This is a genomic window from Trichococcus sp. (genome assembly GCF_055118575.1).
The window spans coordinates 19,482-42,246 of sequence record NZ_JBSQPW010000019.1; the positions used below are offsets into that span (position 1 = coordinate 19,482).

Below are 22,765 nucleotides of genomic sequence, written 5' to 3' on the forward strand. Positions count from 1 at the left end.
GAAACAGTGCTTCGCAGTCGACTGGATTCCCGGTGAAGTGTCCTTCATCGGGAAACAGCGCCTTGTGGCCGACCGAATTCCCGATGAGGCAGCCCTCACCGGGAATTTTTGTCCCCAAAAAATTTTTTCAGTCCAGGTATATTGACTCAGAAATAATCAAAGATAGAAATAAAACGTTTCCTTTAATGCGATTGGGCAAAACTTGCGTATGTTTATGGTAGTAAATAACTATAATGGAGTGAGCGCTATCGCATACAAGGAACGCACGAAACCAAAGCTTCTCCGCATCTATGAGGTACTGTCCAATCGCATGATCCTAAGTAGTGATGACCATTATTACCACCTTCATCTAGATAAAGGTTTCGATGGGGAATATGGATTAGATGGACTTACCGAACCGTTATCTTCATACTGTTTGGTACTGAATGATTTGCAGTTGGAATTCAGAAAATCTTCTTTTCAAGTCGATACACTTTTGATTTGTACTGACATAATACGACTGTACGAAGTTAAGAACTACGAGGGCGTTCATACATGGGCGGATGATAAATTACTTAAATCGACCGGTGTATATCTCGAAAACCCGTGGGTACAATTGCAGCGGACTAAAGTGAAATTAGAATTGTTGCTTCAGTCCCTGTCGTGTCAAATGAAGGTGGAGGCTTATGTTGTCTATATCAATCCTGAATTCACTTTGTTGGAGGCGAAAGGTGACGGGAATTATCTTTTGCCTAGTCAACTTCCCCTTCATTTTCGGAGTTTGCCAATGAAAGAGACACCATCTTTTGAGCAGCGACGGTTGGCTGAGCGATTGCTGCAGTTGCATAATCCGGATTATCCACCGCACACGAAACCAGTATATTGTTATGAAGACTTACGTAAAGGGATCGGTTGTCCGGCATGCGGGACTGTTGCGGAAGCTTTTCATGGACACTTCATAAAGTGTCAAACATGTGGTGAAAGAATGAATGTCAAAAAAGCAATCAAAAAAAATATTGAGGATTTTCGTCTTTTGTTCCCTGATGAAAAGGTGACTACCAATCGTATGCTGGATTGGTGCGGTTCAGGCGATAAGGACCGCATATATCGGATTCTCAGAGAAAGCTATCAGCCTAAAGGAAATGCGCATGGCCGTTATTATGTCTGAAATTCTGGAGACCGGATCCCAACTTGCTTTCGCGGCCTTCGCCGGGAAACAGCACTCCGCGGCCGACCGAAAACCCGGTGAGGCGGTGCTCGCCGGGAAACAGCACCTCGCGGCCGACCGAAAACCCGGTGAGGCGGCCCTCGCCGGGAAACAGCACCTCGCGGCCGACCGAAAACCCGGTGAGACAGTCCTCGCCGGTAATTTCAGCGCCCCGGGGTATCCGCCAGCGGTTTTATTGATGCGCTTCAGTACCCAAAAGCCTATCAAAAATGCTATACTTGTTTTATTGAAACGTTTTCAAAAAATCCGGACAAGAAAGCTGGTATGACAAGTGAAAAAAATAAACATCGGCAACTCAGGCCTATTGGCATCAGAAATTTCGCTCGGCATCATGCGCATGAACGCGCTGACACATGAAGAGGCGACAGCGGTCATCCGCACGGCAGTAGACAACGGCATCGATTATTTCGATCATGCAGATATTTACGGCAGGGGTACCTCGGAGGAAATTTTCGGAAAAGCCTTCAAGGAGCTCGGCATCGCGAGGGACAGCGTGATGCTGCAGACGAAATGCGGTATCGTACCGGGTGTCATGTTCGATTTCTCCAAAGAGCACATCATCGCATCGGTGGAAGGCAGCCTGAAACGCCTGCAGACCGATTATGTGGATGCTTTGTTGCTGCACCGCCCGGATACGTTGATGGAACCGGAGGCAGTCGCGGAAGCTTTCGATGAACTGCACAAAGCAGGGAAAGTACGCCACTTTGGGGTCAGTAACCAAAACCCGATGCAGATCGAATTGCTGAAGAAGGCTGTCACACAGCCATTATTGATCAACCAACTGCAGCTGAGTTTGACGCATGCGCCGATGATCGATGCCGGTTTCAACGTGAATATGGTGAACACGCCTTCCTTCATGCATGACGGCTCCGTCCTCGAATACAGCCGCATCTCGGATATGACGATCCAGCCGTGGTCGCCGTTCCAGGCCGGCAACGGCAAGAAAGGGTTGTTCTTCGATCATCCCGATTATCCGGAATTGAATGAAAAAATCAACACAATTGCGGAAGACAAGGGCGTATCCCGTGAAGCGATCGCAATCGCGTGGTTGCTGCGCCATCCGGCTAAAATGCAGCCAATCGTCGGCAGCATGAACCCAGAGCGCATTGCGGCCATCTGCAAAGCTTCCGATGTGGAGTTGAGCCGTACCGAGTGGTATGAACTCTACATGGCTGCGGGCAAAAAATTGCCTTAAAGAAAGGCAGCATCAGTTAAAGCGAAAGAAAAAGAACAAGACTCCAATTGGAATCTTGTTCTTTTTTCGGTTTATGGTTCGTACACAATCTTATCAAAATAGAGCAAATCGATTTTTTTTGTATCGGCGAACGTGGCGTTGATTTCCCCGCTGTAGAGCATTTCCCCAGTCTGAAGTTCGAAAACAGCCAGTTTAGAAGCCCGGTCAGGCTCCAGATAATTTTCCGTCAGTATGATGCGGTTGTCGGAAATGAGGATTTGCCAATTCATATCAGTGGTCTGTTCCCAATCAGCAGTATTCTGGAGGCTGATTTTATCGCGTGCTTGATCTTGCATCAGGTCAAGCGGTTGGATTGACCATTCCTGATCCGTGTGCTGCAATTGATAGAAGATGCCGTCCTTAATTGCGTAAGATAGATCATCCACCCATGCTTTAGCAGCCAGTGTTGACCATTCCTTCGTTGTCCAATCATAGCGCTTGAAGGAGAATGAAACAACCGGTGCAACGTATTCTGTAGCATCCCGATCAGCTTCTTCGAGCCGCTCCATGAGGAAGATTGCTTTTTGATCGCCTTGTGTCAACACGGATGTAGTAACACTCTGATAACCCGTGAAATCCGCAGGAACATCGAAAGCAAAATGTTCCTCCTGCATACCGCTGACCGGATCACAAATCAGGATGTCCGTGCCACGATTATTTGAATATTCATCATAACGGCTGTACGAGATAATCACCTTGCCGTCCAGAAAGTCCGTGCGATTGACGTTATAATAGGTCTTTTCTTTTTTTTCCGGATAAGCGAGGAGCGTTTCCGTAACGGTTCCGTCAGCCTTGTCCAGTGTCGCTATCAGGAAGCCGTCATCCTCCGCTGCTGAATAGTAGAGTTTTCCTTCGGTTTCGGCATAATTCCCTTCAAAAGGCTGCTTCCCGCGCATAAACGCTTTATACTCATCGCGCCAAATCTGAACAGCACTTTCTGCGTAATCTTGGAAGAATGCGTCCTGACGTTGCGTTTCGGAATGGCGCAAGCCGGAACGGTCGAAGCTTAGGGTAGTCGTTTCCCATTGCGAGTGTGCTGTTCCGTAATAGAGTAAGCCATCCAAAACTGCTTCATCACCAGAAACTGTCTCAATGCCGATGCGCAAAGGTTCTTCTTTTGCCAACCTCGGCTGTGTGTAGAATCCTCCGAGAACGACAAGCAAAAGGAGACTCAGCAATAAAATCGTTTGTTTTCTCATTTTAGTCCTCCTTCTATACGCTGATGCGTTTTTCAAGCAACCGATAATTAGCCCATGTCCCGGATAGCCAAAGCATAAGGCTCACGGCAATCGTCATCCAGTACTTTTCTTCCGCATATAAACGCGTTGTGATGCCTGTTCTCAGGAAGAGGAGCATTGCGGCAAAGAGGATGATTGCGAGAGTAGCTGCCAAGAATACCCCTTTCCAACGTCCGCTCAAGTGCATCAGGATGAACGTGTACCCTAAAGTGAGCGCTGTATAGCCAATAGTGTAGTAGAGCAGATAATTGGAAAAGAGACTTGGTAAAGCTAGGCCTAATGGAGAAGTGTTAGTCGCTGCCATCTGCAAAGGGATTTCCCGATAGATGTCCGCCGGAATAAGTCCGGAAAAGACTAGCTCCTCAAGATACAAAAGCCCGATTTGCCAAACTTGCAGTCCTGTGATCAGGAGCCAAATGGTCGCGAATTTTGCTGCATACACAGCGAAACGGTTACCCGGCAGACTGAGCAAACGGAAAGAGAAACGGTTTTTTCCAGACCAATCCTGATACCAGATAAAGACGGCATAGAAGAGCAATGCGAAAATGGCTGTCAGGATCGAAAAACCGAAGAATGAGTTGTTTGTTACATCCTCCAACGTAAGATGCCCATAGTCCTGCAGATATTGTTCGGGCATTGCAGCGTAGCCCTGTTGCCGGTAGTTTTCATACCCATCTTTCCAGAAGTTATATTCATGGAAGACCGCATAAGCCTGCAAAGCCGTCACAAAAGCCAACAGGAAGCCATAGAACCGTTTCGCGCGATTCCATTCGAAAATCCATAGTTCCATAAATTTTTTCATGGTTGATACACCTCCCGCATCACATCAATGATTGCCTTTCCTTCGTTTTGGCGGATTTCTTCTGCGTAAAAATCTTTGACCACACGGCCGCTGCGCAGCATGACGATCCGGTCCAACAACATTTCGACTTCATCCATATGATGAGTGGCGATGAGGACGCCCTTGTCCGTCACGAATTTGCTTGTGAAGACTTCCAGGATATCCTCGCGGGCAAAGACATCGATGCCGGAAAACGGCTCATCCATCAAATAGTAATCCGCGTCCAGGGAAAGTCCCAACAAAAAATTCACCTTTGCGCTATTTCCCTTGGAGAGATTTTTCAGTTGCAGATCCGATTCCAGACGGAAAAACGAAAGTAATTCATCCGCTTTGGCGGCATTCCAATTCGGGTAGTAAGTATTCATAAACGTCATCGACTCCGCAATTGTCATCCATCGTGGCATCGTCAGTGAGTCAGGGATATAGGAAATTGTTTCGTACAGTTGCTGCTGGATGTCCTCCCCATCAATCGTGATCGAACCGTTATTGCGCGGAACCAGACCCATAATGCAGTTCATGAGGGTTGTTTTGCCTGTACCGTTCATTCCGGTCAGACAAGTCACTTCATTTTTTTTGATGGTAAAGCTGACATCTTCCAAAATGGTTCGTTTGCCGTATTTTTTTCCCAGATTCTTGATTTCAATCATTCACATGCACCTCCTTCAAGCGCTTTTTGATCAAGTCCAGTACCACGTCATCATCCAGTCCGATTGTCCGTACCGTTTCGATGAACCCTTGCAAGGCCTCGTCCAATAGCTCTTGTCTTAATGTCTGGATCTTCGATTGACTTTCCGTTATTTTGCTGAGAGAATTTCCATCTGTATAAATCAAACCAAGCCCCTCCATTTCCTTATAAGCACGCTGTACCGTATTCGGATTCACTTTTAATTGTGTAGCCAATTCCCGGCGCGACGGTATTTCTTGTCCGGGTTGGAAATCGCCGCTGACGATTTTCTGCTTGTGCATTTCGATAATCTGTTCATAGACCGGACTTCTTTTGTCAAAAATCACTTTTCCCACCTGCCTTTTCCGATCAAGTGTATTAATCTATTAATACACTTGAGGTAAAAAATATATGTACAGGTGTATTATATGGGTAATACACCTGTAAGTCAACCGGTACCCTGAAGACAGGGTGCCGGTTGACTTACTGAGGTAAGGAGGATCAAAACGAAGAATCAGCCGTCTCGGCAGTCGTATCTGCGGCATCGAAGTCAGGCACAGTCTTCAACTTTTTGGCCTGATCGTACAGGTCGAATTCGCCAGTCAGTTCAGTCGTAGCAACGGTTTTTTGATCCGTGCGCGTGACTGTGGAAAGATAGGAGAAGGCTGTCAGATAGAAGGTTTCGGCGTCCAGACGAATTTCGATGTCGTACTCGGTCTGCTCGGAAGGCAGGGTCTGGAACAGATAGTTGATCTCTTTGTTCAACGCATCATCGCTGCCGGAAAAGCTGAGCAGGTACTCGTCCCCTCTCAGTTCGAGGGTGCCGTATGCTTCAATGATTTGGCTCAATTCGATAAACGTCTCCAGCGGATAGATCTGCAGACTGGCCAAGGGAACATCAGGTGTGGCATAAGCGGTCCAATCAGCATCGTCGGTCCTGGTGTAACCCACTTCCGGAGTCACATAGAATTCGGATTTTGTTGTGGGATAGGCGCTGTTTTTGTCTATCCGTTTTCCGTAACCGATCTTTTCTTCCGGGAACAGTGTCGCATCGGCGGTTGCGTACTGTTCGTTCACCGCTGTAGCACCGTTCAGGTCTTCTTTTGTGGTTGTGGTTCTGAAAACGACGAACTGGTGGTAGCTCTCGAGGTCAGCGGAGCGATTGGTGAGGTTTTGCAGGACTTCTTCTCCTGGTAATGCGGCTGCGCAAGCTGAAAACAGAGAAAATGGTAGGAGCAGCAGCGCGAAAAGGATGATTTTTTTCAAAAGTGGTGCCTCCAAATCTATCGTAAAAGTGTGGGATTGTACAGGTCATGGGGAATCTGCCCGATACGCGGGCAATCTTTTCCCATTGTACAAGAGAATCTGCCAAAAGAGAAGGTTTGCTATAGCGGAAAGACCAACCTATAATGGAAACAGTAGCCACAACAGGAGTCAGAGATGGGGGTATTGGCGATGGATGAGGATTTTTTCAAAAACGAGATCTACTATAAGGACCTTTACTACACAACCAAAGGCAAGGAGCAGTGCGCGCCCAACCACAGCTTCGGGCCGACAGTCCGGGAATATTTTCTGATCCACATCATCATGAAGGGTAAAGGCTACTTCGAAATCGGAAACAGCCGCTTCAATCTGAAGGAAGGCCAATTTTTCATCATCTATCCGAACGTGATGACCTATTACCAGGCCGATGAAGAGGATCCTTGGGAATATTATTGGATCGGCATGCGGGGCGAGCATTTGGAGGCTTTGCTGACGGCCATCGGTTTCCAGGTTTCGCATCCGGTGGGGAACGTGAAGAACTTCGGGCAAGTGAAGGAGATGCTGCAGGAAATCATGGCGGCCAACCCATTCGATGTTCTGTCGCGGTTGCGGCTGCAAGGGCAGCTTTATCTTTTTCTGAGTGTGTTGGGGCACGACTTGGACGGCACCGAAATCAAACAGATCGAAAAAATCAACAAAGGTGTTGAATATACGAAAAGGGCGATCGAAATCATCAAAGAACGTTATCAGGACAGCGATTTCTTCATCGGTGACATCAGTAAGGAGTTGGCACTGAATGATTCCTACCTGACTGCCGTTTTTCACAAAACGACGAACCGGACGCCGCATGAATACCTGATCGATTTCCGGATCCAGAAAAGCCGGGAGTATCTGGAGACGACGGACCTCAGCATTGCCGATATTGCAGAAAAAATCGGCTACAAGAACCCGTTGAGTTTCACGCGTATCTTCAAAAGCAAGATGCAGCTGTCTCCAAGGCAATATGCAAAGAAAGTCAAAACCAAATAAGCGTGATAAAGACAGAAAAGCATCGGAAGTTCCCGATGCTTTTCTTATGGAAGTGGACAGCACCCATAATCCCAGAATCTAACATTTTGACTGATATGCAAAACATAATCCTATTTGGAATACGCTTACATGCGCCTATACTTTAAAACAAGCCAGCACACGAAAAAGACAGGAGTGATCTAGCTGGAGGGAAGCCGTATTCAGCATCCAAAAAGGTAGCGGAACGTCTTTGGGCATGCTTTGAGGTTGCGAGTTTTAAAATCAACAAAAATGTATGTTTTTGTATGGATGAATATCTATCAGCTAAGGGTCATATTTGGTATTATTAGCTCATCAAAACAAGTAACCGTTTGCAAAGTGGTTGTTTTTGAATGGTTTAGGTGCAATTTCTCTATGACCCAATAGTTCCTTAGTTTTCGAGCATACAATTTTATAGATAAAAGAAAAGGTGGAGAAGACATGGTAAAGAATTGGAAGAAAGCATCATTGGCTGCAGTATTGTTATCAGGATTGGTTTTAGGCGCTTGCGGAAATGGTTCCGATGGTGGGGATGCTTCAGGTGATGTTACGATCACTTACAGCATTTGGGACAAAATCCAACAACCCGGCATGGAAGCGATAGCGGAAGCTTTCGAAGCGGAGAACCCAGGCATTGACGTAAAAGTCGAAGTGACACCTTGGGATCAATACTGGACCAAACTGGAAGCGGGTGCAAAAGGTGAAAGCATGCCGGATGTCTTCTGGATGCACTCCAACGAAATCGCGAAATATGCAGAGGGTGGCGTCCTGATGGATCTGTCGGAAACCTATGCAAACAGCGAGCTGACTTCTCTGGACAACTTCCCGGCAGAACTGGTTGAACTGTACTCGGCTGATGACGCGCTTTACGGCATCCCGAAAGACTTTGACACGATCGCACTTTGGTACAACAAAACGCTGTTCGACGCAGCGGGCGTTGCCTACCCGGATGAAACTTGGACTTGGGACACAATGCTGGCGGCTGCTCAAACCTTGAATGATCCCGACAACGGCGTCTATGGTATCTTGGCTCCTTTGAACAGACAGGAAGGCTACCACAACTTCATCTTCCAGAACGGCGGCTACGTATTGTCCGATGACAAGACCGAATCCGGCTTCCGCTTGGACGAAACGATCGAAGCTGTGCAATGGTACGCGGATCTGAGCGTGAAACATGGCGTATCACCGACCCAAAGCCAATTTGCTGAAAACACGAACTTATCATTCTTCCAATCAGGACGCGGCGCGATGGGCTTCTTCGGCTCATGGATGACTGGGGAAATGGCCAACAATGAGTATACGGCTGCCAATACCGATGTCGCACCATTACCAAAAGGCAAACAAGCGGCAACACTATTCAATGGTTTGGCGAACTCCGTTGCAGCTTCAACCGAAAATGAAGAAGCGGCTCTGAAATTCGTCGAATTCCTGGGAACAGAAGAAGCGATGCGTCTGCAAGGCGAGAACGGCGCGGCAATCCCAGCTTATAAAGGAACCGAAGAAACCTTCGTAAATGCCTACAGCCAATTCAATATGCAAGTCTATGTAGATCAAATGGAAAATGCCTACATCAAACCTTACTCTAAAGAAACAGCCCGTTGGGAAGATGTCGAAAACACTGCCTTGATGCCAGTATTCGACGGCACAGCGACTGTTAAAGAAGTAACTGCGGATATCGTCGCTGGTGTCGAAGAAGTCTTGGCGAACGAAAAATAAAAAAATAGAAGGCCGCTTGTGGGATGCTCCCATGAGTGGCTTTCAAATATATAGAGGTGAATTATGATGAAATCGGATGTAGCAATCCCTAAAGAAAAAACCGTGCGCACGGTGACACCTGCGCAGCGCAAAAGAAAAACGGCGATATGGGGCTGGTTTTTTATCGCACCGACACTGATCGGGCTTTTGATCCTGAACGTCATCCCCTTGTTCCAGTCGCTGTACATGAGTTTCCAGAGCGTGAGCACGTTCGGCACCTCGACCTTCGTCGGGCTGGACAACTACCTGCAGATGCTGCAGGATCCTGAGTTCTGGCAATCATTGAAAAACACCTTCTTCTATGCTGCTATCCAAGTGCCGATCACGATGGTCCTGTCGCTGTTCTTTGCGGTGTTGATGAACACGAAAATCAAAGCGGTCGGGCTGTACCGGACCATCTTCTTCCTGCCGATGATCGCCGCCCCGGCTGCCGTGGCGATGGTTTGGCGCTGGTTGTTCAATTCGGAATACGGTTTGCTGAATGCGGTGCTGGATAAACTCGGTTATTCCGGAAATATCTTATGGATCACCGACCCGGAAGTGGCGATCTGGTCCATCATCATCGTCGGCATCTGGACGAACGTCGGCTACAACATGATCCTGCTGCTGGCGGGTCTGAAGGAAATACCCAAAGAATACTATGAAGCGGCTGTTGTCGATGGCGCCGGACCGCTGAAACAATTCTTCTCGATCACACTGCCGCTGCTTTCGCCGCAACTGTTCTTCGTTTCCGTGACGAGCGTCATCGGTGCGCTGCAGGTGTTCGATATCATCTTCATGATGTTCGACCGCACGAACCTGGCGCTGAAGAGCACGCAATCGCTGGTGTATATGTTCTTCAATGAATCATTTGTGCTCAACGACAAAGGCTACGGTTCGGCTGTCGCCATCTCGTTGGTGCTGATCATCATGGCGATCACCGGCATCCAGCTGTTGGCGCAGAAAAAATGGGTCACCTACGATTAGGAGTGAAAAAATATGCAGACAAAAATGAATAAAACGACAGCACTGATCCACATCGTACTGATCATCGGGTCTTTGCTGATGATTGTGCCATTCCTGTGGATGGTCCTGACCTCGGGGAAAACGATCAGCGAATCCACACAGATTCCACCGCAAATTTTCCCGGAAGTGTTCCAGATCGAGAACTACAAAGCGGTATGGAATTCCTTGCCGTTCGTCAGTTTTTACATCAACACCGGTTTGATGATCGCCTTCAGGGTATTGACCTCGACGCTCTTCAGCGCGATGGCTGCCTTCGCGGTTGCGAAACTGGATTTTCCCGGAAAGAACCTGTTTTTCGGCATCGTCCTGACGCAGATGATGATCCCTTCGCAGATCTATCTGACACCGCAATATTTGCTGGTCCAGAATTTGGGACTTTTGAATTCGATCTCGGCCCTGGTCATCCCGGGCATCGTCTCCGCTTTCGGGACCTTCCTGCTGCGCCAATTTTTCATAAAATTACCTGACGAACTGATGGAAGCCGCGATAATCGATGGTGCAACGACCTGGCAAGTATTCTACCGCATCTACATGCCGCTGGCGCGTTCCGGTTTGGTGGCTTTGGGCATCTTCACGTCGCTCTTTGCCTTCAAGGATCTGATGTGGCCATTGGTTGTCAACATGTCCCAGGACAAAATGACATTATCGGCTGGATTAGCCAGCCTGCAAGGACAATTCACGACCAATTATCCGCAACTGATGGCCGGTTCGGTCATCGCGATCATCCCGATGGTCATCCTGTACATCCTGTTCCAAAAACAATTCATCGAAGGCATCGCAACCACAGGAGGCAAGTAAGAAAAGCCGAACGTATTTGTTCAGCTAATGACATCGAAAATGAGGTAACCGATAATGAAAATCAAAAACGAAGCAATGCTGATCACCTATCCGGACAGTCTGGGCAACAACCTGAAGGATCTGGAAAAGGTGCTGGACACCCATCTGAAAGGGGTAGTCGGCGGCGTGCATGTCCTGCCGTTCTTCCCATCATCCGGTGACCGCGGCTTTTCGCCGATGGACTACACCAAAGTCGATGAAAGGTTCGGTGGCTGGGAGGACATCAAACGCATCAGCGAAAAGTACTACATGATGTATGAGTTCATGCTCAACCACATTTCCGCCCAATCCCCCTATTATCTGGATTTTCTGGAGAAAAAAGAAGAGTCTCCCTACAAGGACTACTTCATCCGCTACAACGACTATTGGCCGGAAAACCGGCCGACGGAAACGGACATCGATCTGATCTACAAACGCAAACCGAAAGCACCGTTTGTGGACGCCCACTTCAAAGACGGCACGACCGAAAAAGTCTGGTGCACGTTCTCGGAAGAACAGATCGATCTGAACGTGAAGACCGAAGCGACGCGCCAGTTCATCAAAGACACCTTGAGCTTCTTGGCCGATAAAGGGGCTTCGATCATCCGCTTGGACGCGTTCGCCTATGCCATCAAGCAATTGGATACGAACTGCTTCTTCGTGGAACCGGAAATTTGGGAAATGTTGGAATACGCAGTGGAAATTCTGAAGCCATATGGTGTGACGGTCCTTCCCGAAATCCACGAGCATTACACAATCCAACAAAAAATCGCCGACAAAGGCTATCCGGTCTATGATTTCGCTTTGCCGATGCTGGTGCTGCATGCCCTATACAGCGGCAAAGCCGAAAAACTGTTGCATTGGCTGGAGATCTGTCCGCGCAACCAGTTCACGACCTTGGATACGCATGACGGCATCGGTGTCGTCGATGTGAAGGACCTGCTGACCCAAGAAGAAGTGGACTTCGCGGTCGAATCCCTTTACGAAAAAGGCGCCAACCTGAAGCGGATCTACAGTTCGGAAGCCTACAACAACCTGGACATTTATCAGATCAACTGCACGTACTACTCGGCTTTGGGCAACAACGATGCCGCCTACTTGTTGGCGCGGGCGATCCAGTGCTTCACACCGGGCATTCCGCAGATCTACTATGTCGGCTTGCTGGCCGGCGAAAACGATCTTGAGTTGCTGGAGAACAGCAAGGAAGGCCGCAACATCAACCGTCACTACTACAGCCTGGCTGAAATCGGACAGGAAATCGAACGTCCGGTCGTCAAAGACCTTTTCCGTCTGCTGGCTTTCCGCAACACGGCCAAAGCGTTCGACGGCGACCTGGAGATAACGCAACACGACGAAGGCGCCTTCACCTTGACCTGGGCCACTGCCGAAGAATCGGCCAGCCTGACGGTCGATTTGACCAAAAATGCCTTCTCGATCCTGCACCGGACTGCGGCAGGAGAAGAACAAATATTTTAGAAAAATGAAGAGAGCCAAGGAGTGATGACTGTGACGATAACATTCGATGAAAGCAAGAAATATTTTCATTTGCAGAATGAATCAGTGAGCTATGTGATTTCACTGGAAGAAGAAAAATATGTGTCCCATCAGTACTGGGGGAAACGGATCAACAGCTTTTCGCAAGTGGCTGATTATCCGCGCCAAGACAATGCCTTTGCGCCCAATCCGTTCGAGGTGCCTGGCCGTGTGTTTTCGCTGGCGACCTTACCGCAGGAATTTCCGGGCAACGGCAGCGGCGATTTCCGCGAATCAGCATTCGAGTGCCTGTATCCGGATCAAACGACTGTTAGCCTGCTGACTTATAAGAGCCATGAAATCTTGACCGGCAAACAGCCATTGCAAGGCTTGCCGCAGACTTATGAAACAAAGGAAGAGCCGGCGGATACGCTGTTGCTGACGCTGGAAGATACCGTCACAAAAGTTGAAGTTGTTTTGAGCTACACCTTGTTCCGTGACTATCCGGTGCTGACGCGTTCGGCAAGTTTCCGCAACAACGGAGCCGAAGACATCCATCTGAACAAAGCCTTGAGCATGTCCATCGATTTCCCGGATGACGCTTTCGATATGATCCAATTGCCGGGTGCCTGGGGAAGAGAACGCCAAATCGTGCGCACGCCGCTTGTCCGCGGTATCCACACGCTTGACAGCAAGCGCGGCACCACGAGCCATGCCTATCAGCCGTTCGTGGCTTTGGCCGAAAAAACGGCTACGGAAGACCAAGGAGCGGTCTACGGGTTCCATTTCGTCTACAGCGGCGAATTCCGTGCCAATGTCGAAGTTGACACTTACGCGCAGACACGCGTCCAGATGGGTATCAATCCAACCCACTTCCAATGGCATTTGCCTGTTGGAGAGACGTTCCAGACGCCGGAAGTCGTATTGGTATACAGCGAAAACGGGTTGAACGGCCTGTCGCAGACACTGCACCCGTTCTACCAGAAACACCTGATCCGCGGCCAACACCAATTTGCGGAGCGTCCAGTCCTGATCAACAACTGGGAAGGCACCTACTTTGATTTCACAGCCGAAAAGATCGAGGCGATGGCCGATGAGGCGTCCACTTTGGGGATCGAACTGTTCGTGCTGGACGATGGTTGGTTCGGCAAACGTGACGATGATTACTCTTCGCTGGGTGATTGGCATGTCCACACCGCGAAATTGCCGTCCGGTTTGAAGCAGCTCGCGGAGAACATCAAGGCAAAAGGCATGCTCTTCGGACTCTGGTTCGAACCGGAAATGATCTCTGAAGACAGCGAGCTATACCGTGCCCATCCGGATTGGTGCATCCATACGCCGGGCCGGGAAAAATCGCTCAGCCGCAGCCAATACGTGATCGATTTTAGCCGCAAGGAAGTCCGCGACAATATCCTGGCGCAGATGATGCGGATCCTGGATGAAGTGCCGATCGACTACATCAAATGGGACTACAACCGCAACATGACCGAAATCGGCAGCGCGGGTCCGGGCGCCGTGCCGGGGGAAGTGCTGCACAAGTACATGCTGGGTCTTTATGAAGTGATGGAGGCGCTGGTTACGAAATACCCTCAGATCCTCTTCGAAAGCTGCTCAGGCGGCGGCGGACGCTTCGACCCGGGTATCCTTTACTATATGCCGCAGACTTGGACCAGCGACAACACCGATGCAGTGGCGCGACTGGAAATCCAGTACGGCACTAGCCTGATCATGCCGATTTCGAGCATGGGCTCGCACGTCTCAGCTATCCCGAATCATCAAACGCATCGGATGGCTTCAATGAAGATGCGTGGCGATGTGGCGATGGCCGGCAATCTTGGCTACGAACTCGATGTCACGACGCTGTCCGAAGCCGAGAAGCAGGAGATGAAGGAGCAGATCAGCTTCTACAAGGAGCACCGCGGACTGGTCCAATACGGCGTTTTCCACCGCATCCTCAGTCCTTTCGAAACCCAGAACGAAGCCGCTTGGATCTTCGTCAGTCCGGAACAGGACGAGGCGCTCTACTTCTATTACCGCGTCCTCGACCGGGCCAACCTGAAGAAGAAAAAAGTGCTGCTCAAAGGCTTGGATCCCGCCAAATTCTACACCGTCAGCGGGTACGAAGGCACAATCGGCGGCGATGAGCTGATGAACCGTGGACTTTATTTGAAGGATGCCCTGCAAGGGGACTACCAGAGTGTCTGTCTGGTGCTGAAGGAAGCACAAGCTGTGAAACACTGAAGCAAAATAAGAGAGGGGCCATCTCATTACGAGACGTCCCCTCTCTTATTTTGCGTGCGTGGATCGGAGCAGTGCGTGTAATCCAGTAATCCGTCCCCAACTCCGGCGAAGCCTCCGCTCACCGGAGCACACCGGTAACAATCGGGCTCAGCTCCGACGAAGCCGTGCTCATCGGAGAACACAAATCGGAATGCGTCCTGAACTCCGGCGAAGCCTCCGTTCGCCGGAGAAGGACGGTGATTCTGCTTGATTCATTTGATTATGGTTCTGTCACTCCAAATATTCTTTTTCGAACACTTTCGTGCTGCGCACAGTATCGAATTGGCGGACCAAGCCTTCGATCTCTTCGCGGGAATCACGGAATTTAGGCGGCAATGCCAAGCGTTCACCCAATGTCTCGTAAGGCTCTTCATCATCAATGAAGCCGGGGCCGTCCGTCGCAAATTCCAAGAGGATGCCTTGAGCGATATTGGCGTAAAGCGATTCGAAATAGAAGCGATCGACGTAACCGGAAATCGGGAAGCGGTAAGAGCCCATATGCTCGATCCATTCCTCCAACTCTTTGCGGTCCTTGACGCGGAAGGCCATATGATGGACGCTGCCGAAGCCTTGCTGGGCTTGGCCCAGCGAAGTATTGTGCTCCACGATCATGCGGCCGCCGTTGCCGCCTTCTCCCACTTCAAAGAGATGGACAGCACCCTCGGAAGCGACGGCGCGGAAGCCCAATACGGTCTCCAATACTTGCTTGTAGAAATTGAAATCAGCGATGCGGACGAAAATTGGGCCCAAGCCATGGATGCCGTATTCGTTCGGAACAGGCCCTTTTTGCCATGGAATCCCGGGAGCCACGCCGGCATCGGCCTCATCCGAAACCAATTGGTAAAGTTGCTCATCGAAATCCTGGAAGTCGATCACGCGGCGGCCGAACTGTTCATGGATGCCGGAATGCGTGACGTTGTATTTGTCGAAGCGTTTCACCCAATAGTCCAAGGCTTCATCGGAAGGGACGCGCAGGCCAGTCTTGAAGATTTCATTTGTCCCTCTGACGGCTTTCGGGATGCCCGGGAAGTCGAAGAAGGTGATGTCCGTACCGGCACTCCCGCGATCATCAGCAAAGAAAAGGTGATAAGTCTGGATGTCGTCTTGGTTTACGGTTTTTTTGACCAAGCGCATACCCAGGATGTTGGTGAAGAAAGCATAGTTCTTCTCGGCGCTGCTGGTGATGGCGGTGACGTGGTGAATTCCTCTTAATGTGTTCATAGTTCGTTTCCTCATTTCATTGTGTATTCTGTTTCGTATATTCCTAATTCGAGATATATAGCCAAAAAAAGAAATCAGCAATCAGCTAACTTAATGTGAGTATACCGGCGTCCGACCCAAGATGCAAGCATTTCGCTCCGTGAGCAGGAAAAGCACGAAAACGGCCGATCCGGAGGCGTCCGGAAAGGCAATCGGAAAGTAAATATGTATAATAAGGGTATCAAAAAGCATTTTATGGACTACAACAAAAAACGAAACAGGATGAAAGGCAGTGATCAAATGGCAGGAAATGGATTGATGATGCAATATTTTGAATGGTATTTGGACGATGATGGTCAATTATGGAATCGCCTCAAGGAGGATGCAAAGCATCTGAAGGAATTGGGCATCACGGCTGTCTGGACTCCTCCGGCTTATAAAGGCACCGGAACGAATGATGTCGGCTACGGCGTCTACGATCTCTATGATCTGGGCGAATTCGACCAAAAAGGAGCCGTCCGCACCAAATACGGCACCAAAGCAGAGTATTTGGCCGCGATCGAAGCGCTGCACGCGGAAGGCATTTCCGTTTATGCCGATGTCGTCTTGAACCACAAAGCCGGCGCGGACGAGACCGAACGCTTCCTTGCTTATGAAGTCGATCCGGACAACCGGCAAGAGAAACAATCAAGCTCCTACGAAATCGAAGGCTGGACGAAATTCACTTTCCCCGGCCGCGGTGACAAATATTCCGACTTCAAATGGTCCTGGGAACATTTCACCGGGACGGACTTCAATAACGAATCCGGCAAAGAAGCCATCTACATGATCAAAGGCCTCGACAAAGGTTGGGCGGAAAACGAGAGCGTCGACAGCGAATACGGCAATTACGATTACCTGATGTATGCGGATATCGACTACAGCCATCCTGAAGTCGTTGAGGAAATCAAGAAATGGGCAGATTGGTACATTAAGGAGACGGGTGTCGACGGATTCCGCTTGGATGCCGTCAAACACATCAACGACCAGTTCGTGCAGGATTTCGTGGAGACGATCCGCGCGCAGCACGGCGATGATTTTTATGTGGTCGGCGAATATTGGAAGTACAAATATGGCGCGATCAAAGAATATCTGGAAGCAACGGATTTCACCTTCGATCTTTTCGACGTGGCGTTGCATCAGAATTTCCACCTTGCTTCCCAGCAAGGCAAGGATTACGATCTGCGCAATCTTTTCAATCAGACGCTGGTCGCCAAGAATCCGACCCATGCGGTCACTTTCGTCGACAACCATGATTCGCAACCGGCCCAAGCGCTGCAGTCTTACGTCGAGCCGTGGTTCACCCCGTTGGCGTACGGCGTCATCCTGTTGCGCGAACAAGGCTTCCCGTGCCTGTTCTACGGCGATTATTACGGCATCAAAGGCCCGCATCCGGTCGACGGCCAGCAGACTTTCCTGGACAAACTGCTTTATCTGCGCGCCAACCATGCCTACGGCGAACAGCGCGACTACTTCGACCACGGCAACTGCGTCGGCTGGAGCCGGCTGGGCAACGAAGAGCATCCGTACGGCTTGGCTGCGGTACTGTCCAACAGCGAAGAAGGATTCAAAGACATGTATGTCGGTGAGCAGTACGCTGGACAGACTTTCGCGGACTATACAGGCAACCGTGAAGACAAGGTCGAAATCGGTGAAGACGGCACCGGCCGCTTCCCGGTCAATGCCGGTTCGATTTCGGTCTGGGTCAAGGACGCGATCTCCCCAGAGCAAGCCTTTGACGCGGATGCGGTTGAAGAATAACTTTTACCGAACGCGTGTGGTAAAAAACTGCTGAAGAAACAACAATAGTTATACAATGAGGAGGCTGGGATGTTGTCCCAGCCTCCTCATTATCATGTGTCGACAAAACGATTACCGAAAATCCCAACAAACCTGACGGATTGCCCTTGTGTCGGGCATCAGCCCAGGACAGCGTTCCGGAATGTCGAGATCACCCAAACAAACACAACCATTAGAAAAAGGCGAACCGTTAGCGGCTCGCCTTTTTCTGGGGGGGAGGGTAGGTTAGAACTGGAAAGCGTAATTAAGGTGATGCCTCCATCCTCTGGTTAAGGGATGGCGATCACATCTTGAGATTGCTTGTCGAAGAAGTGGGACTTGCTCATGTTGAAGGCCAAATCAATGACTTCGCCTGGCGAATGGAAATCGCGCGCGTCCACACGGGAAATGAATTCTGTTCCGCCGACTTTGCTGTAAAGCATGGTTTCAGCACCCAATAATTCGGATACGACCACTTCTGCTTTGACGCCCCAAGTCGGGTTGGTATCAAGAACGATCTGCTCACTTTGGATATCTTCCGGACGGATGCCGAAGATCAATTCTTTGCCGTTGTAGCCTTTTTCTTCCAGGACTTTGCGTTTTCCGGCAGGCAATGTCAATTTCAGACCTTCTCCGTTCGTGATGACGCCATCTTGCAAAGTGACGTTGAAGAAGTTCATGGCAGGCGAACCGATGAATCCGGCTACGAATACGTTCACTGGCGTATCATAGACTTCTTTCGGGCTGCCGATCTGTTGCACAAAACCGTCCTTCATGATGACGATGCGATCTGCCATTGTCATCGCTTCAGTTTGGTCATGGGTTACGTAGATTGTAGTTGTGTTCAAGCGACGGTGCAATTTTGCGATTTCGGCACGCATGGCCACACGCAATTTTGCATCCAAGTTGGATAACGGCTCATCCATCAGGAAGACTTTTGCATCACGCACGATTGCGCGACCCAAAGCGACACGTTGTCTTTGTCCACCGGATAATGCTGCCGGTTTGCGATCCAAGTATTCCGTCAAGCCCAAGATGTCGGCTGCGTTATCAACGCGTTTCTTGATTTCATCTTTTGCGTACTTTCTCAACTTCAGACCGAAAGCCATGTTGTCGAATACAGTCATGTGCGGATAGAGCGCGTAGTTCTGGAACACCATTGCGATGTCGCGGTCTTTTGGCGCCACGTCGTTCATCACTGTGTCACCGATGATCAATTCGCCTTCGGAAATGTCTTCCAGACCGGCGATCATACGGAGCGTTGTCGACTTTCCGCAGCCGGAAGGACCGACAAAGACGATGAATTCGCGATCTTGGATGTGCAAGTTGAAATCTGTAACCGAATAATTAGCGGCATTGTCATATTTTTTGTGGATGCTGTTCAATTGGATCTCTACCATTTATTTGTACCTGCCTTTTTGGTTTTTTGGGCTTTTCTTTATGTCCTTATTCTATTTGAAAGCGGATTCCACGACCACGGGAAACTGCCCAAAAAAACCGCCATCGTTTTGTGCACTTTGCCGAAGGCGCTTTCCTGGTGCGGAAAGGCTTTAGAAAAATCTCAGGAATTGGTCATAAAAAAGTCTCAATTCCTTGCTATAGTTTGCATAGCGCTCGCTCCGGCAACCTTAACAACAGGCAAGAGCACAACTAAACCGTGAAAAAGCGCCGTTGTTTTGGTAAAATGGTTCTTTGATGCATCAAAGATCGATGCAGTCATATTCGAGAGAAAAGGGAGTTTTGATCCATGAACAAAAGAGGGTTTGAAGTCATCAGCAGTTATGCCGACAAAAACATCCGATTGCCTAAGCGTGCAACGAGACATGCAGCGGGATATGATTTTGAAGCAGCCGAAGAAATCGTGCTGCCGGCTATCTGGAAAACGGTCGTGAAAAGCGCGGGGTTGCAGCTTGGGGAACTGTTCGGGAGCGACAACGATGAGGCGATCGAAAAGAAAGAGCAGCTTTTGCGGCCGCTTTTGGTGCCTACCGGAATCAAAGCCTACATGCAGGAAGATGAATACCTACAATTGACGAATCGTTCCAGCAATCCGCTGAAGAATTTCATCGTGCTGCCGAACGGCGTGGGCATAGTTGATGCCGATTACTACAATAATGAGGGGAATGAAGGCCACATCTACTTCCAGTTTCTGAATTTCGGGTTACGCGACAAAGTCATCCGCAAGGGCGACCGCATCGGCCAGGGCATCTTCCTGCAGTTTTTGAAAGCCGATCAGGATGAACCAGAAGGATCGGAACGCACAGGCGGTTTCGGATCGTCAGGACAGGCTTAAAAAGAAAAGCCGAATCCGTGGGTATTTGCGGATTGTTATACGTAGAGTAGGCTTTTTGTGATAAAATAAGATAAGTTGATTCATACTTGAAGGAGAGATTCATTTGGCAAAGAAAACGGCAGTGAAATACGTTTGTCAGGCTTGCGGATACGAGTCGCCGAAATGGCTGGGACGTTGCCCGAACTGCAACACTTGGAACCAAATGGAGGAAGAACGGGAAGCGACGAAAGCAGTCAAGCAACAGCAACGTTCCAATTTCAGCGGAAACGTTCCTGAAGCGATCGCCATCCAGGACATCAAGACCGAGAATCTGCCGCGCGTCAAGACGCAGATGGAAGAAGTCAACCATGTGCTGGGCGGAGGGATCGTACCAGGTTCGCTGATTCTGATCGGAGGCGACCCGGGAATCGGTAAGTCCACATTATTGCTGCAAGTTTCGGCGCAGATCAACCAAGGCGGACACCGTGTCCTTTACATCTCCGGAGAGGAAAGCGCGAGTCAGATCAAATTGCGGGCGGAACGGCTCGGGGTCAAGGGCACCGATTTCTATATCTACCCAGAAACGGATATCGAGGCGATACGCAATACGATTGAGCGGATCAAGCCCGAATTCGTCATCGTCGACTCGATCCAGACGATGATCCATCCGGACAACACGAGCACGGCCGGCAGCGTCTCGCAAGTGCGCGAGTGCACCGCCGAATTCATGCGGATCGCGAAGAGCAACGATATCGCCATCTTCATCGTCGGCCACGTGACGAAGGAGGGCGCCATCGCCGGACCGCGGATGCTGGAGCATATGGTGGATACGGTGCTGTATTTTGAAGGCGATCGCCATCATGCCTTCCGGATCCTGCGTGCCGTCAAAAACCGGTTCGGATCAACCGACGAAATCGGGGTCTTCGAGATGATCGAAGGCGGCCTGCGCGAAGTGCGCAACCCATCCGAACTATTCCTGGAGGAGCGGCTTGCCGGAGCGTCCGGATCGGCAGTCGTTGCCTCGCTCGAGGGTACGCGCCCGATTCTGGCTGAGATCCAGTGCCTGATTACGCCGACAGTCTTCGGGAATGCCCGCCGGACCGCGAGCGGATTGGATTACAACCGGGTTTCGCTGATCATGGCCGTGCTGGAAAAACGCGCGGGCTTGCTGCTGCAGAACCAGGATGCCTATTTCAAATCGACAGGCGGCGTGAAGCTGGATGAGCCGGCCATCGACTTGGCGGTGGCTGTCAGCATCGCTTCCAGCTATTGGGACAGCGAGACTTCCGCGACCGAGTGTTTCATCGGCGAAATCGGCCTGACCGGTGAAATCCGCAGGGTGAGCCGGATCGAACAGCGCGTCAACGAAGCCCAAAAATTGGGCTTCACGAAAGTCTATTTGCCGAAGAACAACCTGTCCGGCTGGAAGCATCCGGAAGGCATCCAGATCATTCCTGTCGCGACACTGCAAGAAACGCTGCGCAAAGTATTTCCGAATAAAAATTGATGACAAATGGAAAGAGAGGGAAGCCTTTGAAACGGAAAATCATAACGGCCGTTTTCCTCTTGGTGGGCGGAAGCGCTGGTGTTACAGCGATGCCTTACCTGTGGGGATTAGCGGGCATACAGAATAATCTTTTCAACAATGTTTTTGTTAATATTGGAATTGGAGCACTTATATTTTTATTATTATCCTTTCTGTTGATGAAATTCATTTTGGATGTCATCCAGAAAATTGAGAACTACTTCAGCACCTTATCGGTCAGCTTCATGCTGTTCGGTTCAATCGGAACGATCATCGGGCTTGTGTTGGCTTGGCTGATCGGCATCCCGTTGACATCACTGAGGATTCCGGTCATCAACGATGTGTTGCCGGCAATCCTGTCCTTGATTTTGGCTTACTTGGGTTTCCGCGTGGGGACTACCCGCACTGAAGAATTCCGGAAACTGTTCGCAGCGAAACCGAAAAAGCAGGAAGAACCGCAGATGCTTGATCGTAAAGCGGACGATACTTTCCGCAAATACAAAATTTTGGATACGAGCGTCATCATCGACGGCCGCGTCTACGATATCGCCAAGACCGGTTTCATGGAAGGCGTCATCGTCATTCCCAACTTCGTGTTGCGCGAGTTGCAGTACATCGCCGATTCCTCGGACAGCCTGAAGCGCGTCAGAGGCAGACGGGGATTGGACATCCTGAACAAACTCCAAAAAGAAGAAGACATCGTCGTTGAAAGCTACGACGGCGAATTCGAAGAGATTCCCGAAGTCGACAGCAAGCTGATCCGTTTGGCGAAACTGATCGACGGCATCGTCGTCACGAACGACTACAACCTGAACAAAGTCTGCGAGTTCCAGAATGTACCGGTATTGAACATCAATGCCTTGGCCAACGCCGTGAAACCGGTCGTCATACCCGGTGAATACATGGTCGTCACGGTTATAAAAGTCGGAACGGAACGCAATCAAGGGGTGGCTTACCTGGACGACGGCACGATGATCGTCGTTGAAGAGGGACAGCATTACATGAACGAGACGATCGAAGTCGTCGTCACGAGCGCCTTGCAGACAGCAGCAGGCCGCATGATTTTCGCGAAGCCTGCGCATTCACAAAAAGGCATCAAATAAGAAATCCAGCACGAAATAACCAGC

Annotated in this window: 20 protein-coding genes; 13 read left to right on the forward strand and 7 right to left on the reverse strand. The window is 49.8% G+C overall.

From position 1 onward, the window contains the following. Positions 1–310: 310 nt before the first annotated feature. Genes ACTCCX_RS06855 through ACTCCX_RS06865 form a run of 3 tightly spaced genes read left to right on the forward strand, consistent with a single transcriptional unit; the run spans position 311 to position 2,402 of the window. The gene (locus tag ACTCCX_RS06855) at positions 311–1,147 is read left to right on the forward strand and encodes a nuclease-related domain-containing protein (protein ID WP_463275309.1); all 837 of its coding nucleotides are present in this window, start codon (positions 311–313) and stop codon (positions 1,145–1,147) included. After that, a complete protein-coding gene (locus ACTCCX_RS06860) occupies positions 1,128–1,475 on the forward strand; it encodes a hypothetical protein (RefSeq protein ID WP_463275310.1) in 348 nt (115 codons plus the stop codon). The genes ACTCCX_RS06855 and ACTCCX_RS06860 overlap by 20 nt, the downstream gene beginning before the upstream one ends. A gap of 3 nt (positions 1,476–1,478) precedes the next feature. Continuing rightward, entirely contained in the window at positions 1,479–2,402 is a 924-nt protein-coding gene (locus ACTCCX_RS06865) for an aldo/keto reductase (protein WP_463275311.1), read from the forward strand. A gap of 71 nt (positions 2,403–2,473) precedes the next feature. On the opposite strand, the gene ACTCCX_RS06870 is transcribed toward ACTCCX_RS06865, so the two are convergent. The 5 genes from ACTCCX_RS06870 to ACTCCX_RS06890 form a co-directional block, all read right to left on the reverse strand. Next, the gene (locus ACTCCX_RS06870; protein ID WP_463275312.1) at positions 2,474–3,640 is read right to left on the reverse strand and encodes a hypothetical protein; all 1,167 of its coding nucleotides are present in this window, start codon (positions 3,638–3,640) and stop codon (positions 2,474–2,476) included. Positions 3,641–3,653: 13 nt separating this feature from the next. Further along, positions 3,654–4,481 (reverse strand): hypothetical protein, encoded by an 828-nt coding sequence (locus ACTCCX_RS06875; RefSeq protein ID WP_463275313.1) that lies wholly within the window; start codon positions 4,479–4,481, stop codon positions 3,654–3,656. Next, a complete protein-coding gene (locus ACTCCX_RS06880; RefSeq protein ID WP_463275314.1) occupies positions 4,478–5,167 on the reverse strand; it encodes an ABC transporter ATP-binding protein in 690 nt (229 codons plus the stop codon). The genes ACTCCX_RS06875 and ACTCCX_RS06880 overlap by 4 nt, the downstream gene beginning before the upstream one ends. After that, on the reverse strand, positions 5,160–5,531 hold the full coding sequence (locus tag ACTCCX_RS06885) for a GntR family transcriptional regulator (RefSeq protein ID WP_463275315.1): 372 nt from the start codon (positions 5,529–5,531) through the stop codon (positions 5,160–5,162). The genes ACTCCX_RS06880 and ACTCCX_RS06885 overlap by 8 nt, the downstream gene beginning before the upstream one ends. A gap of 154 nt (positions 5,532–5,685) precedes the next feature. Further along, positions 5,686–6,450 (reverse strand): DUF6612 family protein, encoded by a 765-nt coding sequence (locus tag ACTCCX_RS06890; protein ID WP_463275316.1) that lies wholly within the window; start codon positions 6,448–6,450, stop codon positions 5,686–5,688. A 189-nt stretch (positions 6,451–6,639) separates the two neighbouring features. Here ACTCCX_RS06890 and ACTCCX_RS06895 point away from each other — a divergent pair, with 189 nt between their 5' ends. From ACTCCX_RS06895 to ACTCCX_RS06920, 6 genes are all read left to right on the forward strand, one after another. Continuing rightward, positions 6,640–7,476 (forward strand): AraC family transcriptional regulator, encoded by an 837-nt coding sequence (locus ACTCCX_RS06895; protein WP_463275317.1) that lies wholly within the window; start codon positions 6,640–6,642, stop codon positions 7,474–7,476. Between the two features lie 459 nt (positions 7,477–7,935). Beyond that, positions 7,936–9,210, forward strand: a complete 1,275-nt coding sequence (locus tag ACTCCX_RS06900; protein ID WP_463275318.1) for an ABC transporter substrate-binding protein — start codon at positions 7,936–7,938, stop codon at positions 9,208–9,210. Between the two features lie 66 nt (positions 9,211–9,276). Next, entirely contained in the window at positions 9,277–10,215 is a 939-nt protein-coding gene (locus ACTCCX_RS06905) for a carbohydrate ABC transporter permease (protein WP_463275334.1), read from the forward strand. 12 nt (positions 10,216–10,227) lie between these two features. Then, on the forward strand, positions 10,228–11,052 hold the full coding sequence (locus ACTCCX_RS06910; RefSeq protein WP_463275319.1) for a carbohydrate ABC transporter permease: 825 nt from the start codon (positions 10,228–10,230) through the stop codon (positions 11,050–11,052). Between the two features lie 54 nt (positions 11,053–11,106). Beyond that, positions 11,107–12,546 (forward strand): sucrose phosphorylase, encoded by a 1,440-nt coding sequence (gtfA, locus tag ACTCCX_RS06915; protein WP_463275320.1) that lies wholly within the window; start codon positions 11,107–11,109, stop codon positions 12,544–12,546. A 30-nt stretch (positions 12,547–12,576) separates the two neighbouring features. Beyond that, positions 12,577–14,784 carry an alpha-galactosidase gene (locus ACTCCX_RS06920; RefSeq protein ID WP_463275321.1) on the forward strand — a complete coding sequence of 736 codons (2,208 nt, stop codon included), beginning with the start codon at positions 12,577–12,579 and terminating at the stop codon, positions 14,782–14,784. Between the two features lie 270 nt (positions 14,785–15,054). On the opposite strand, the gene ACTCCX_RS06925 is transcribed toward ACTCCX_RS06920, so the two are convergent. Beyond that, entirely contained in the window at positions 15,055–16,044 is a 990-nt protein-coding gene (locus ACTCCX_RS06925; protein ID WP_463275322.1) for a VOC family protein, read from the reverse strand. Positions 16,045–16,278: 234 nt separating this feature from the next. Between ACTCCX_RS06925 and ACTCCX_RS06930 the strand changes: the two genes are divergently transcribed. Further along, positions 16,279–17,823: an alpha-amylase gene (locus ACTCCX_RS06930; protein WP_463275323.1), complete on the forward strand. Its 1,545-nt coding sequence runs from the start codon at positions 16,279–16,281 to the stop codon at positions 17,821–17,823. A gap of 308 nt (positions 17,824–18,131) precedes the next feature. Here the strand turns inward: ACTCCX_RS06930 and ACTCCX_RS06935 are convergent, their stop codons facing one another. Beyond that, positions 18,132–19,241, reverse strand: a complete 1,110-nt coding sequence (locus ACTCCX_RS06935) for an ABC transporter ATP-binding protein (protein WP_463275324.1) — start codon at positions 19,239–19,241, stop codon at positions 18,132–18,134. A gap of 347 nt (positions 19,242–19,588) precedes the next feature. On the opposite strand from ACTCCX_RS06935, the gene ACTCCX_RS06940 reads away from it, so the two are divergent. The 3 genes from ACTCCX_RS06940 (at position 19,589) to ACTCCX_RS06950 (ending at position 22,741) form a co-directional block, all read left to right on the forward strand. Then, on the forward strand, positions 19,589–20,134 hold the full coding sequence (locus tag ACTCCX_RS06940; protein WP_463275325.1) for a dCTP deaminase/dUTPase family protein: 546 nt from the start codon (positions 19,589–19,591) through the stop codon (positions 20,132–20,134). Between the two features lie 103 nt (positions 20,135–20,237). Beyond that, entirely contained in the window at positions 20,238–21,620 is a 1,383-nt protein-coding gene (radA, locus tag ACTCCX_RS06945) for a DNA repair protein RadA (RefSeq protein WP_463275326.1), read from the forward strand. Positions 21,621–21,646: 26 nt separating this feature from the next. Next, positions 21,647–22,741 (forward strand): PIN domain-containing protein, encoded by a 1,095-nt coding sequence (locus ACTCCX_RS06950; protein WP_463275327.1) that lies wholly within the window; start codon positions 21,647–21,649, stop codon positions 22,739–22,741. Positions 22,742–22,765 lie beyond the last annotated feature (24 nt).